13 protein-coding genes are annotated in these 12956 nt (G+C 70.7%); 5 read left to right on the top strand and 8 right to left on the bottom strand.

Going from position 1 to position 12956, the window contains the following annotated elements:
• Nucleotide 1 precedes the first annotated feature (1 nt).
• The 3 genes from ACZ59A_RS30595 to ACZ59A_RS30585 all read right to left on the bottom strand — a co-directional run bounded on the left by ACZ59A_RS30595 (nt 2) and on the right by ACZ59A_RS30585 (nt 1958).
• Nucleotides 2–1021 carry a glutathione S-transferase family protein gene (locus tag ACZ59A_RS30595; RefSeq protein ID WP_470965145.1) on the bottom strand — a complete coding sequence of 340 codons (1020 nt, stop codon included), beginning with the start codon at nt 1019–1021 and terminating at the stop codon, nt 2–4.
• Between the two features lie 154 nt (nt 1022–1175).
• A complete protein-coding gene (locus ACZ59A_RS30590; protein ID WP_470965141.1) occupies nt 1176–1682 on the bottom strand; it encodes a phosphotransferase in 507 nt (168 codons plus the stop codon).
• A gap of 54 nt (nt 1683–1736) precedes the next feature.
• Nucleotides 1737–1958, bottom strand: a complete 222-nt coding sequence (locus tag ACZ59A_RS30585; RefSeq protein ID WP_470965138.1) for a hypothetical protein — start codon at nt 1956–1958, stop codon at nt 1737–1739.
• A 165-nt stretch (nt 1959–2123) separates the two neighbouring features.
• On the opposite strand from ACZ59A_RS30585, the gene ACZ59A_RS30580 reads away from it, so the two are divergent.
• Entirely contained in the window at nt 2124–3230 is a 1107-nt protein-coding gene (locus tag ACZ59A_RS30580) for an amidase domain-containing protein (RefSeq protein ID WP_470965135.1), read from the top strand.
• A gap of 70 nt (nt 3231–3300) precedes the next feature.
• Here the strand turns inward: ACZ59A_RS30580 and ACZ59A_RS30575 are convergent, their stop codons facing one another.
• The 3 genes from ACZ59A_RS30575 to ACZ59A_RS30565 all read right to left on the bottom strand — a co-directional run bounded on the left by ACZ59A_RS30575 (nt 3301) and on the right by ACZ59A_RS30565 (nt 5962).
• Complete coding sequence (locus tag ACZ59A_RS30575) at nt 3301–4011, bottom strand: TetR/AcrR family transcriptional regulator (protein WP_470965132.1); 711 nt, start codon at nt 4009–4011, stop codon at nt 3301–3303.
• Nucleotides 4012–4138: 127 nt separating this feature from the next.
• A complete protein-coding gene (locus ACZ59A_RS30570; RefSeq protein ID WP_470965129.1) occupies nt 4139–4678 on the bottom strand; it encodes a nucleoside/nucleotide kinase family protein in 540 nt (179 codons plus the stop codon).
• A 69-nt stretch (nt 4679–4747) separates the two neighbouring features.
• Nucleotides 4748–5962, bottom strand: a complete 1215-nt coding sequence (locus ACZ59A_RS30565; RefSeq protein ID WP_470965126.1) for a cysteine desulfurase-like protein — start codon at nt 5960–5962, stop codon at nt 4748–4750.
• Between the two features lie 251 nt (nt 5963–6213).
• On the opposite strand from ACZ59A_RS30565, the gene ACZ59A_RS30560 reads away from it, so the two are divergent.
• The 4 genes from ACZ59A_RS30560 to ACZ59A_RS30545 all read left to right on the top strand — a co-directional run bounded on the left by ACZ59A_RS30560 (nt 6214) and on the right by ACZ59A_RS30545 (nt 10232).
• Nucleotides 6214–7404, top strand: coding sequence for an AI-2E family transporter (locus ACZ59A_RS30560; RefSeq protein ID WP_470965123.1), 1191 nt, complete (start codon nt 6214–6216; stop codon nt 7402–7404).
• A 36-nt stretch (nt 7405–7440) separates the two neighbouring features.
• Nucleotides 7441–7890 (top strand): RrF2 family transcriptional regulator, encoded by a 450-nt coding sequence (locus tag ACZ59A_RS30555; protein WP_470965120.1) that lies wholly within the window; start codon nt 7441–7443, stop codon nt 7888–7890.
• A gap of 111 nt (nt 7891–8001) precedes the next feature.
• A complete protein-coding gene (locus ACZ59A_RS30550) occupies nt 8002–9198 on the top strand; it encodes a globin domain-containing protein (RefSeq protein ID WP_470965118.1) in 1197 nt (398 codons plus the stop codon).
• A gap of 215 nt (nt 9199–9413) precedes the next feature.
• Nucleotides 9414–10232 (top strand): class I SAM-dependent methyltransferase, encoded by an 819-nt coding sequence (locus ACZ59A_RS30545; protein ID WP_470965116.1) that lies wholly within the window; start codon nt 9414–9416, stop codon nt 10230–10232.
• Nucleotides 10233–10253: 21 nt separating this feature from the next.
• Here the strand turns inward: ACZ59A_RS30545 and ACZ59A_RS30540 are convergent, their stop codons facing one another.
• Nucleotides 10254–11552, bottom strand: coding sequence for a phosphatase PAP2 family protein (locus ACZ59A_RS30540; protein WP_470965113.1), 1299 nt, complete (start codon nt 11550–11552; stop codon nt 10254–10256).
• 301 nt (nt 11553–11853) lie between these two features.
• The gene (locus tag ACZ59A_RS30535; protein ID WP_470965111.1) at nt 11854–12864 is read right to left on the bottom strand and encodes a methyltransferase; all 1011 of its coding nucleotides are present in this window, start codon (nt 12862–12864) and stop codon (nt 11854–11856) included.
• Between the last annotated feature and the right edge of the window lie 92 nt (nt 12865–12956).

Here is a 12956-nt window from a genome sequence, read left to right as displayed (position 1 = left end):
GTCAACGGGCGCGACCCGCCTCCGGGACCGCCTCACCGGGCGGCACCGGGCCGGGAGGGGTGCCGTCGCCGAACGGGCGCCCGCCCAGTTCCTCGCGTCCGTGCGGGGTGGACCAGCCGGAGAGGTCGGGGCCGAGCGGGACGATGCCCGTGGGATTGACGCTGGTGTGCACCTGGTAGTAGTGCCGCTTGATGTGGTCGAAGTCCACGGTGTCGCCGAATCCGGGCGTCTGGAAGAGGTCGCGTACGTAACCCCACAGCACCCGGTCCTCGCTCAGCTTGTTGCGGTTGCACTTGAAGTGGCCGTGGTAGACGGCGTCGAAGCGCACGAGCGTGGTGAACAGCCGGATGTCGGCCTCGGTGAGGGTGTCGCCCACCAGATAACGCCGCGTGGCCAGACGTTCCGACAGCCGGTCCAGACGGGCGAAGAGGGGCCGGTAGGCGTCCTCGTACGCCTGCTGATGGGTGGCGAAACCGGCCTGGTAGACGCCGTTGTTCACATCGAGGTAGACCCCCTCCATCACCTCGTCGATCTCGTCGCGGTGCTTCTCGGGGTACAGGTCCGGCGCCCCCTGCCGGTGCAGCGCGGTCCACTCGGTGGCGAGGTCGAGGGTGATGCGCTGGAAGTCGTTGGTGACCAGGCTGCCGCTGGGGACGTCGACGATCGCGGGCACGCTCACGCCCCCCGGGTACTCCTTCTCGCGGGCGTCGTACGCCTCGCTCAGGAACGCGATGCCCAGCACCGGGTCCCGATCCCCCTCGTCCAGGGTGAAGCGCCAGCTCCGCTCGTCCTGGATCGGGTCCGTGACCGCCAGCGACAGGGCCGACTCCAGGCCGAGCAGCCGTCGCGAGATCAGCGCCCGGCTGGCCCAGGGGCAGGCCCGGCAGACGACCAGCCGGTAGCGCCCGGCCTCGACCGGCCAGCCGTCCCGGCCGTCGGCCGTGATCCGGTCGGAGAAGTGCGGCCCGGACCGGGTGAATTCCTTCTCGTCACGGGGTGTGTCCTGGCCAGCGGGGTTCAATTCGATTACCTCCCGAAGCGGGCGGCGCGTGTATGTCCGCCCGACGTGTGTACGGTCGGCTCACTACCTACCCTGCTCCACACCGGGGAGACACGCGACGCGACGCGATCCCGCGAGACCCCGCCGAGACCTCAGACGCCGTGGGCGTCGGCTCTCAGCCGGTGAGCAGCGCGTGCGCCCACTGTTCCGCTCGCCGCTCGATGTATTCCGCGTCGCCGCGCCAGGCGTCGCCGTGGCCTTCCCGCCACAGGGTTGCCCAGGGCTGATGGCCCAGGGCCGCCTGGTCGCGCAGGAAGTCGTGCATGGCGCGGGTGCGGCGGCCCAGCAGCGGTACCAGGTCACGGCGCTCGGCTTCGTCGAGCCCATAGGCGTCGGCGAAGATCCGCACCCGGTCCGCGGCGTCGGTGCGCTGCCACTCGGGGTGCGCGGACAGCGGGACGAAGCCGTGCAGGGCATAGGCGACATCCCACAGGCGGGAGCCCGGGGCGGCGGTGTCCCAGTCGATGAAGGCCCACTCGTCCTCGCCGCCGACCACCAGGTTCCACGGCGCCAGATCCTGATGGGCGATGATGTCGGCCCCCTCGGCGGGGATGAGCACCTGCCAGCGGGCGTCCGGCGGCGGCGTGAAGTCCTGTACCGCGTCATGGAATTCCCGGATCATACGTGCGACACGGGCCAGCCCTCGCGCGGGCTCCAGCAGGGCGAACCGGTCGGGTCACACCACCTGGCCCGGCACGAAGGTCAGCACCTCCCGCCCCTGCTCATCGATCCCCAGCGGACGAGGCGCCGCGCGGAAGCCCGCCTCGTGGAGGTGCGTCAGGAGGGCGTGCACCGCCGGGGCCCACGGCCCCGCGGGGCGGCGGACTGTATCGCCGACGCGCACGACGCCGTCGCTGACATTGCCACCGGACAACGGCTGCTCTTCAGGCTGCTGCACAGGGGCCAGTCTACGAAAGTGTGCATTATGCCGTAGGTGAAGGACCCGTGGATACCACTTCGCATTCTGCGCACAAAATCACCAAAGAAGCGGCGCATATGCAAGGATCCGACCCCCCGGGACGGATCCGGCCCGGGACGCGGAGGGGAAACCATCGTGAAATCAATGACCTTCAGATCCGCTGTCGGGGCGGCACTGACGGTGGCGCTGTCGGCCGTGGCACTGCCCGCCTCGGCCGCGAGTGCGGCGCAGACGGGTGTGGTGGACGGGGCGACCGCCACGTCCTTCGGGCAGTTGGCCGACGCGGTGCTCACCGAGCGTACGGCGGCACTGCTGGACGGGCAGCAGGCGCGGCGTACGGCGGCACCGGCCACCAAGAAGGCGCGGCTGTCGGCCGGGTGGACGCGGACCCAGAACTCGGCGCTGTCCACGCTGCGCACCCGCAAGGCGCGGCTGGCCGCGCTGGGCGAGGCGTACACGAAGGCCGACACCAAGGTCAGCGTGGGCAAGACCCGTGTCGCGGACGGGCATGCGACCGTCCAGGCCACGGAGACCACAACGCTGACGTACAAGAAGATCCGCGGGGACGAGCCCGCGAACACCCGCTTCGAGGCCCACCACGAGCTGAGCTTCACCGCCGGGACCGGCGGGAAGTGGGAGCTGACGGGCATCAGGCCCACCGACGACGGGCCCAGGGCCATCAACGAGCCCGCCACGGTGGCAGTCAAGGCGGCGGCGCTGCCCAGCGCGACTCCGGCGGCCACGTCGAAGCCGTCCCAGTCGGTGAGCAAGCCCGCGGGGGCGTACAACTACACGGCGATGGCCACGTACGCGGAGAAGTACTGGAGCAACTACAACCCCGCCTACCGGAAGTTCAACGAGGCCGGAGGCGACTGCACCAACTTCATCAGCCAGGCCCTGAAGGCGGGCGGGTGGAAGCACGCGCCGGGCGACGGGCAGGACTACCGCACCTGGTGGTACGACACCTCCACCCAGGCGACCTCGTGGGTGGGCGCCAATGAGTGGTCGTGGTTCACGCTGGACGCCAAGCGGGCGACCAACCTGGCCAACGTGTACTACATGGGTGTCGGCGACGTCATGCAGATGGACTTCGACCGGGACGGGTCCAAGGACCACACCATGATGGTCACGTACCGCTCCTCCAGCGGCGTCCCGTACATGACCTACCACTCGGTCAACACGTACCGGAAGTCGGTGGCGAGCATCATCGCCTCCAACCCGAACTCGCTCTACTACGCGTACCGCACCTGACGGACCCGCACGCCAACGGACCGTGGCCCTCGCCCTTCGGGTGGGGGCCACGGTCCGTTGTCGTGCGTCGTCACAGGTGATGCGCGCCGCCCGGGCTCTCGGCCGCGGTCGGTGCCTCCCGGCTGAAGGCGTGCTCCGGTTCCGGGTGGCCCGGGCCCGGGCCGGGGAGGTGGTGGGTGGCGCCGGGGCGGAGGCCGTCGAGGTGGACGGCGATGTGGCGGCGGGCGGTGATGTCAAGCCACTCGGGCGGGGTGTTGGGGAGGGGGCGGCTGATCATGGCGGCGGCCATCAGCAGGTCGATGGAGTTGACGTCGCCGCGCACGGCGCCGCGCTCCCGGCCGCGGGCGAGCACCGCCTCCAGGCACCCGGTGACGCGGTGGCGCAGGATGGTGGCTTCCTCGTCGTGGAAGGCCGGGCCGCCGAACAGCGGGAGGACGAGGCGGGAGCGCTGTTCGACCATGCCGGTCAGGAAGCGTTCGACGGCCCGGAGCGGGGCGTCCGGACCGCCCTCCTCGGCGACTTCCAGTGCGGCCCGCGCTTCGGTCAGCACGGTTTCGTAGCCCTCGACGGCCACCTGTCGGCAGAGTGCGGCGCGGTCGGGGAAGCGGCGGTAGAGCGTGGCGATGCTGACGCCGGCGCGGCGGGCGATGTCGTCCAGGGGCGCGGCGGTGCCGTGCTCGCTGAACATCGCGCGGGCAGCGTCCAGGATGCGCTGCTGGTTCCGGCGGGCGTCGGCGCGCATCGGGGGCTTCGCCCGTATGGATTCCTGACCGTCCCTCACGTCCTCCGCGCCTTCCCTCCAAGTGCGTGATCACACCACACGGCTGAGCCTAGCCGGGCGGGGCGCGGGATCCGACCGTTGTGTACGGGGGCACAGGGGACCGGTGCCGCCCCGGTGGGAGGTGTCGCTACGCGCCGTCGGCCCAGCCGGTGGCGGCCACCAGCTCCCGTGCGATGTCCACCACCAGCCGTCCGTCGGTGGCCACGCGCAGGGTGTCCGCGGGGGCCTGCTCGTCCAGGAGACGGGCCTTGCGGGCGCTGCCGCGCAGCTCGTGCTCCAGTTCCGAGCCGATTTCCCGGCCCGTCAGCCGCTCCTCCGTCGTGGCGTCCGAGGCGGTGAGCAGGACGCGTACGATCCGGGCGCAGGGCGCGGTGGCGCGCTCGATCATGTCCGTGGTCGCGGGCAGCACGCTCACGGTGTTCGTGTAGACGAGGCGCCGGTGGCCGAGTTCGGCGTAGTTGGCCCAGAAGGCCGTCAGGTTGCGTTCGGCGATCTTCCTGCGGTGAGGGTCGTCCTCGGGGGCCGGGTGCACTTGGGCCATGAAGTCTCCCTCCATGATCGCGTGGGGCACCGACGCGGCGCGCAGCTGTGCCGATACCTCCCAGCCGACCGTCGTCTTGCCGACGCCCGCGCGTCCTCCGATGACGAGCACTTCGGTGTGTTCCATGGAGGGAGGGTGCCAGCCGCGCGCCGCCGGACGCGGTGCCTTATCCGGCTCGGCGCCGTCTTCCGTGCGCTAGGCGCGGTCTGACGACAGGAAGTCCGACAGGGCTTCCAGCAGCCGGTCCACGTCCTCGGTGCTGGTGTACGGGGCCAGCCCGACGCGGAGTCCGCCGGTGTCGCCGAGGCCCAGCCTGCGGGAGGTCTCGATCGCATAGAAGGATCCGGAGGGTGCGTTCACGCCGCGGCCGGCCAGGTGGCGGTAGGCGTCGGTGGTGTCGCGCCCTTCGATGGTCAGCAGGAGGGTGGGGGTGCGGTCCGCGGCGCGGGAGTGGACCGTGATCGGGCCGAGGGCGGCCAGCCCCTTGTCGATGCGCAGCCGCAGCGCGTCCTCGTGTTCTTCGAGGGCCGCGTACGCCGATGCCAGGCGTTCGCGGCGGCTGCCGCGCGCCTGTGGGTCGAGGCGGGCGAGGAAGTCGACGGCGGCGCGGGTCCCGGCGAGGAATTCGTACGGCAGGGTGCCCAGCTCGAACCGCTCGGGGATGGCGTTCGGGGAGGGGAGCAGCTTGTCGGGGTGCAGGGTTTCCAGGAGTTCGGGGCGGCTCGCCAGGACGCCGAGGTGGGGGCCGAGGAACTTGTACGGGGAGCAGGTGAAGAAGTCCGCGCCGAGCAGGTCGAGGTCGACGAGGGAGTGGGCGGTGTAGTGCACGCCGTCGACGTACAGCAGCGCCCCGGCGTCGTGGGTGCGCCGGGCGATCTCCGGTATCGCCGGGCGGGTGCCGATGAGGTTCGAGGCGGCGGTGACGGCGACCAGCCGGGTGCGGTCGCTCAGGACGGCACTGATGTCGTCGGGGGTCAGCTCGCCCGTCGCCGGGTCGAAGTCGGCCCAGCGCACGGTGGCCCCGGCCCGGTCCGCGGCCTGGACCCAGGGGCGGACGTTGGAGTCGTGGTCCAGGCGGGTGACCACGATCTCGTCGCCCGGCGACCATGTCGCGGCGAGCGTACGGGAGAAGTCGTAGGCCAGTTGGGTGGCGCTGCGGCCGAAGACGACCGCGGTGGGGTCCGCGCCGAGCAGGTCGGCCATCGCCTGGCGGGCCGCCGCGACGATCGCCTCGGCGTTGCGCTCCCCCGCGGTGGTGCGGCCCCGGTTGGCCAGCGGGTGCGCCAGTGCGTCGGTGATGGCCTCGATGACGGGTACGGGGGTCTGCGTACCGCCGGGGCCGTCGAAGTGGGCCGAACCGGCCGTCAGGGCGGGAAACTGCGCGCGGATGGCGGTGATGTCGTACGTCACGGCAACTCCTTGCTGCGGTGCGGAGGGCGGTCGGCGGATGAGGCACCGTGGTGATCGATTATGGAGTTCACCGGGGCTGGGGGGGAACACCGCAACAGCCGGGCGGAGGCGTGATCAGGCGAGCGCCCGGCCGCCCTGATTGAATCATCCCATCAGGGATATAACGGGAAGAACGGTCATCCCGCCCCGTCGAGCGGGACGGAGCGCCGGACCGGACGCGGGACCGGGGCGCGGAGGGTGGTGGCACCGGCGTGAGCAGCGAGTCTCCCCCTCCGCCGGAGCGGACGCAGAGGCGGGAGGGCAGGCTGCGTCCGGGCACCCGGCGCGGCGGCCGTCCGCGCCAGGGCACGGGGGCTGCGGCGCGGAGGCGGACCGGGCGCGGGGCGGGCGGTGCGGACGGCGCGGGCGACCGGGTGCATCCCGGGCTCCGGCTGGCCGCCGCGTACGCGTGGCGGCTGCTGGCCGTCGGGGTGGCGGTCTATCTGGCGTTCACCGTGCTGGGGCGCTTTCAGCTGGTGGCGGTCGCGGTGTTCCTGGCGCTGGTGGGCACGGCGCTGCTGCGGCCGTTGGCCGACGTACTGGCGCGCGGACTGCCGCGGCCGCTCGCGGTGGCGCTGGCGGTGTTCGGGAGCCTGCTGGTGGTGCTGGGGCTGCTGGCGCTGGTGGGCAATGCGGCGGCGGGTGAGGCGGGCAGACTCCTGGGCGAGTTCCGCGGCGGGATCGGCCGGATCACGCGCTGGCTGGAGGGGCCGCCGTTCCATGTCCGGCACCGCACGCTGACCGGGCTGCACGACAGGATCAGCTCGTTCGTCTCGGCCCATCGCGCCACGCTCATCAGCCGGGCGCTCAGCAGTGCGGGCCGGGTCGTGGAGGCGCTGACGGCGGCGGTGCTGGCGCTGTTCTGCTCGCTGTTCTTCGTGCATTCCGGCGACGGGATGTGGCGGTGGTTCCGCGAGCAGCTTCCGGTGGCGGCCCGCTCCCCGTGGGACCGGGCGGGCCGGGCGGCCTGGAGCACCTTCGCCGGGTACACCCGGGGGATCATCGTGGTGGCGGCGGCCAACGCGGTTCTGGTGGGCCTGGCCCTGTTGCTGCTGCGGGTGCCGCTGGCCCTGCCGCTGACCCTGCTGGTGTTCTTCGCCACCTTCATCCCGCTGATCGGCTCACCGATCGCGCTGGCCGTGGCCACGGTGGTGGCCCTGGCGGGGCGGGGGCCGGTCATCGCGGCGGTGGTGCTCGTGCTCATCGTCGTGGTCGGGCAGATCGAAGGGCATGTGCTGCATCCGCTGGTGATGAGCTGGGCGGTACGGCTGCACCCGGTGGTGGTGGCCATCTCGGTGATCTCCGGAAGCATCGTGGCGGGGGTGGTCGGCGCGATCGTGGCCGTGCCCATGGTGTCGGTGGCCTGGTCCGTGACGCGTGCGCTGCGCACCCCGCCCCGATAAATTGCATCTCAGATTCGCATTATCTAACCTGACGTCATGCGGCTGACGAAATCAACCGACCTGGCCCTCCGCGCCGTCATGCGACTGGCGGTCGCCGGAGCCGAGCCGTGCACCGCACGGCAGATCGCCGGGGAGATGCGGGTGCAGTACAGCCACTTGGCGAAGGTGGCCGCCCGTCTGCAGCACCTCGGCCTCATCGAGACGCGACGGGGGCGCGGCGGCGGGCTGGTGCTCACCGAGACCGGCCGTACCGCGTCGGTCGGCCAACTGGTCCGGGAGCTCGAAGGGGCAGATGAGGTGGTCGACTGCGAGGGCGACACCCCATGCCCGCTCCGGCAGGGCTGCCGACTTCGGATGGCGCTGCGGCAGGCACAGGAGGCGTTCTTCTCCTCGCTCGACCCGCTGACGGTCACCGATCTGGTCGCCTCCCCCACCGGGCCCGTCCTGCTCGGGCTGGTGGGCCGAGGCCCGGGGGCGGACCGGTGACCCCGCCGGGAGCGCCGGCCGGGTCCGCCCGCGCCGGTGCGCCGACGCTCGCCGCGCCGGGTTTCTTCGCGCCGTTGAATACGAATCCTACGTACCATTTAGGAGCCGGTGATGCTCTCCCAGAAGTCCGCTGACACCGTCCGTGCCACCCTGCCCGCCGTCGGCGCGGCCATCGGGTCCATCACCGACCTGTTCTACCGGAAGCTCTTCGAGGCCCACCCGGAGCTGCTGCGGCACATGTTCAACCGGGGGAACCAGGCCGCGGGTGTCCAGCGGCAGGCCCTCGCCGGTGCCGTGGCCGCGTTCGCCACCGCCTTGGTGGAGCGCCCGGAGGTCCGGCCCGACGCGATGCTGAGCCGGATCGCGCACAAGCACGCCTCGCTCGGGGTGAGCCCCGCCCAGTACCCGCTCGTGCACCGTCATCTGTCGGCCGCGATAGCGGAGGTGCTCGGGGACGCGGTCACCGAGGAGGTCGCGGCCGCCTGGGACGAGGTCTACTGGCTGATGGCGAACGCGCTCATCGAGATCGAGCGGCGGCTGTACGCCGAGCAGGGGGTCCTGGCGGGCGGCACCTGGCGCCCGTGGGAGGTGATCGAGCGGGTCCAGGAGACCGCGGACGTCGTCACCTTCCGGCTGCGGCCCGCGGACGGCCGCCCGGCACCGGCCTTCAAGGCGGGCCAGTACGTATCGGTCCAGGTCGAACTGGCCGACGGGGCGCGCCAGATACGCCAGTACAGCCTGACCAACCCGCCGGGAGCCACGGTACGCTCCATCACCGTCAAGCATGTGCGCGGCGGCACGGGGCCGGACGGCGAGGTCTCGGGGCATCTGCACGAGCACCTCCGGGAGGGCGATGTGATCAGCGTGTCCGCCCCGTACGGCGACCTCGTGCTCGGCCCGGAGGACACACCGCTGCTGCTGGCGTCGGCCGGTATCGGCTGCACGCCGATCGTCGCGATGCTGGAGGACCTGGCCGACCGGGGGCACCAGGCCCCGGTCATCACGGTCCACGCCGACCGCTCCCCCGACGGTCACGCGCTGCGCGCCGATCAGGAACGGCTGGTCACCAAGCTCGCCCAAGGCTCCGCGCACGTCTGGTACGAGCAGCCGGAGGACGGCCGACCGGCCGAGCGCACCGGCCGGTTGGACCTGTCCGGCATCGAGATCCCCGACGGCGTCCATGCCTATCTCTGCGGGCCGCTGGGGTTCATGCGGTCGGTCCGCACCCAGCTGCTGGAGCGCGGCGTGCGGCCGTCGGCCATCCACTACGAGGTCTTCGGCCCCGATCTGTGGCTCGCGCAGGGCTGATCCCGGCTCGGCCCGCACACGCTCACGGCCGACCGCCGTTTTCGGTCGTCGTCGGCAGCCGCCGGGCCCGGATTACGGCGTGAAGGACACGAATGGCCCACGGCGTGGTCGCCTCGGTCCGGGTACTCGTGGGACGGTACGCATCACGGATTCCGCCCATCCCGGAGGAATCACCGGAAATGGCCGTCGGTACCCCCGCACTCGACCGAGGAACCATGGATCGCGAAAAGATCACTCTCAGCGGTACGCAGGAGACGATGCTCGCCACGCTGTACGGGAGGGCGGTGGACAGCCGTTCACCGCACTCCGTCCTGGGGGATCACACGGCCCAGGAGGCGGTGGAGCGCGTCGCCTACGACTTCGGCAAGACGGGCATGACGGAGACCACCGCGGTCGGCATCGCGCTCCGGGCCAAGCAGCTCGACGACTGGACCTCCGCGTTCCTGGCCGAGCACCAGAAGGCGACGGTGCTGCATCTGGCGTGCGGGCTGGACACCCGGGTCCACCGGCTCGACCCGTCGTCGTCGGTGCGCTGGCTCGACGTCGACTACCCCGACGTCATCGAGCTGCGTCGGCAGCTGCTTCCCCAGCCGTCGGGGAGCTACGAGATGGTCGCCTCCTCGGTGACCGAGGAGGCGTGGCTCCGCGAGGTGCCCGACGACCGGCCGACCGTGGCCGTCTTCGAAGGGCTGACGATGTATCTGCGCAAGGAGGAGGGCAAGCGCCTCATCCAGCGGATCACCGACCGGTTCCCCAGCGGCCAGCTGCTCTTCGACGTCTACGGGTCACTGGGCATCCGCCTCCAGAAGATGGTTCCGGCGGTGCGCAACGCGGGCGCCACCCTGCACTGGGGCCTGGACGACCCGCGTGAGGTCGAGGGCTGGCACGACGGGCTGACGCTGATGGACGCGGTCCGCAGCGTCGACATGCCGGGCATGGAGGCGATGCCCACCTCGGGCAGGGTGAGCATGAAGGTGATGGCCCACCTGCCCGGCTTCAAGGACGTGGGCCGCATTCTGCGCTACCGCTTCTAGAAATCCTCATCGTCACCGCACTCACACCGGTTCGGGCTGCGGTTCCAGTTGCGGCCCCGGTGTGATCTTCGGTTCCCAGAGGCTGGTGGCCCGTACATAGCCGAGAACCACTGAGAGCATCGCCAGCAGAAGAAGCGGTCCGAACACCCACGGATGTTTCGCCATCTCCATCGGCAGATAGCGATAGGACACCAGGAGCGCGGCGAAGACCGCCGTACCGTGGGCGACCAACTGGACTCCCGACCGGTCCCAGCCATGTTCGATCGAGCGCAGCGCCCCCTCGATCGTGAGCGCGAACACCACACCGGCGATGAGGTCCACGCCGTAGTGGTAGCCGAATCCCAGGGTCGCGCTGAGCGTGGCAACCAGCCAGAACGTGCCCGCGAATCGCAGAATTCGCGGCCCCTTGCGGGAATGGATGAAGATCGCGGTAGCCCATGCCGTGTGCAGGCTGGGCATGCAGTTGCGCGGGGTGACGTTGTCGTACGCGAACGGGTGCGGAGGGTTGAGCGGCGGCGGCGTGTGCGGCCACAGGTTGGCCAGCGCCCAGTGCTCTCCGCCGGTACCGAAGGCACCGGTTCCGTAGGCGAAGACCGGTCCGACCACCGGGAAGATCATGTAGACGGCCGGCCCGAGGAGGCCGATGGCCAGGAAGGTGCGCACCAGATGGTGGCCCGGGAAGCGACGCTCGGCCGCCACGTGACGCAGCTGGTACAGCGCGACGATGACCGCGGCCACCGGAAGCTGGATATAGACGTAGTCGAGAACATGGGCGCCGACCGGTCCGGCGGCCTCGACTATCCGGCCCGCCAGCCACGACGGGTTGCCCAGCGCGTGGTCGGCGGTCGCCAGGTACGGGTCGAGCACTACCGGGCGGGTCTTCGCCGTGATGAGCAGCCAGGTGTCGCCGGTCTTACGGCCCGCCACCAGCACCAGGCCCAGCCCGACGCCCTTCAGCAGCAGGACGCGTTCCCGGCCCGTGCGGCGCGTGACGGCGATGACCGCATAGCCCAGAATCACCCACAATGCGCCGTTTCCGAAGGGGTGGCCGTCGGTCACCTTCGCGTCGATCGCCCACCGCACCAGGAAGAAGACGATGTCGATGCCGATCGCGACCCCCACCGCGATGAAGCGCTGGCGCCAGGTGAGAACCACCATCATCAACGCCATACCGGCGTACAGCAGGAAGCCCGACTTGGGGGCGACCACCACTTCTTGCGCCTGGCTGGTGATCGGCCCCGGCAGACCGTAGCGACGCGCGGTGATCTCCAGCGCGACGAGGAAGCCGAGGAGCGCCACACCTGCCGCGGCCCACAGCATCACCCGCGGTCGGCGCCATGCGGCGAAAGTCATTCCTGAGTCTATTCGCGAAAACACCCGCGATGCTTTAGGTATCAATTGGTCAGCCGATTTGCTAGATATTGGGTGAGTAAGTCACTCTTCGCGCCGAATAGCATGGTCCTCCGTGAAGGGCGGGCGATGGGGGCGCTCGTCGTGAGTTTGATCATTCTATCGGAGCAGTGCGGGCGTCCGGCGTCAGCGCCCGCGGTCGGCGTGCCCCGCCCGGGCGAGGGCCCCGCGCCCGGCCGCCCCCGGCCGCATCGCGCCCGACACCGGGGCGCTATTTGATGCCGACCAGCATGGAATAGCCGCCCATCAGGGCTTCGATCCGGATGCTGCCGAATCCCGCCTCCGCCATCCAGGACCGGCCGTCGGCGGCGGTGTATTCGAATCCGGCGACGGATTCGATCAGCATGTTCAGGCTGCCCAGCAAGCCGAACGCGTTGTGCCGCCGCTCGTCGTCGATGATCGCGTCGTAGACGAGTACCGCTCCCCCGTCGGGCAGGGCGTCGTACGCCTTCTTCAGCAGCAGCCGCTTCTCGTCCAGGCCCCAGCCGTGCAGGATCTGGCCCAGCACGAGGACATCCGCGGTGGGCAGTTCGCCCGCGAAGAAGTCGCCGCCGTGGAAGGTGAGCCGGTCGGCGAGGCCGAAGGACGCCACGTACGCGTCGAAGGCCGGGCGCACCCGGGGCAGTTCGTAGACGCCGCCGCTGATGTGGGGGTGACGCTGGGCGACCGCCACCGGGACGCAGCCCTGGGCGCCGCCGACGTCGAGCACCGTCCGGTAGTCGGCCCAGGGAAATTTCTCGGCTATCACCCGAGCCATTCCCATGCTGAGCCCGGTCATGCCGTGCAGGAATCGTTCGAGTCCGGCCTGGTCGTGATAGATGGCGCCGAAGGCGTCTCCGCCGTGCTTCTGCTCGTTCTGCGGCTTTCCGGTGCGCAACGCCTCGGTGAGCGATCCCCAGAACGGATAGAGACGGCTGTTCGCCATCTCCAGGACTCCGCCGACGTAGGTGTCCTTCTCCCGGTCGAGGAACGCGTCGGCGCTGGCGCTGTTGCGATACTCGCTCCCCGTTCTCTCCAGGAATCCCAGGGCGACCAGCGCGTCGAGGAAGTCCGCCGCGCTGCGCGGATGCAGCCCCAGCGCCCCTGCCAGCTCGCCGCCTTCGCGAGGGCCTTGGGCGAGCCGGGTGAAGACGTCGAGTTCCACGGCGGTGAGCAGGGTCTTGGACGCCATGAAGCCGAGCCCCACCTGCAGAATGGGCTCCGGGCTGATCTCGTGCGACATGAGGTTCCTCGCCGTTCTTCCAAAAATGGGCGCATCCGCACTCGGCCGGTGTCATTGCGGACTTTCGTACGTTACCGCGCAGTTGGAGCCGG

The organism is Streptomyces sp. NPDC040405, from assembly GCF_055595765.1.
This window is presented reverse-complemented; position numbering and strand designations above follow the sequence as displayed.

What these genes read in the sequence shown, in the direction of transcription:
- ACZ59A_RS30590 (WP_470965141.1), bottom strand. Translation starts at nt 1,682, where the DNA reads ATGATCCGGGAATTCCATGACGCGGTACAGGACTTCACGCCGCCGCCG.
- ACZ59A_RS30580 (WP_470965135.1), top strand. Translation starts at nt 2,124, where the DNA reads ATGACCTTCAGATCCGCTGTCGGGGCGGCACTGACGGTGGCGCTGTCG.
- ACZ59A_RS30570 (WP_470965129.1), bottom strand. Translation starts at nt 4,678, where the DNA reads ATGGAACACACCGAAGTGCTCGTCATCGGAGGACGCGCGGGCGTCGGC.
- ACZ59A_RS30555 (WP_470965120.1), top strand. Translation starts at nt 7,441, where the DNA reads ATGCGGCTGACGAAATCAACCGACCTGGCCCTCCGCGCCGTCATGCGA.
- ACZ59A_RS30550 (WP_470965118.1), top strand. Translation starts at nt 8,002, where the DNA reads ATGCTCTCCCAGAAGTCCGCTGACACCGTCCGTGCCACCCTGCCCGCC.
- ACZ59A_RS30545 (WP_470965116.1), top strand. Translation starts at nt 9,414, where the DNA reads ATGGATCGCGAAAAGATCACTCTCAGCGGTACGCAGGAGACGATGCTC.
- ACZ59A_RS30540 (WP_470965113.1), bottom strand. Translation starts at nt 11,552, where the DNA reads ATGCTGTGGGCCGCGGCAGGTGTGGCGCTCCTCGGCTTCCTCGTCGCG.
- ACZ59A_RS30535 (WP_470965111.1), bottom strand. Translation starts at nt 12,864, where the DNA reads ATGTCGCACGAGATCAGCCCGGAGCCCATTCTGCAGGTGGGGCTCGGC.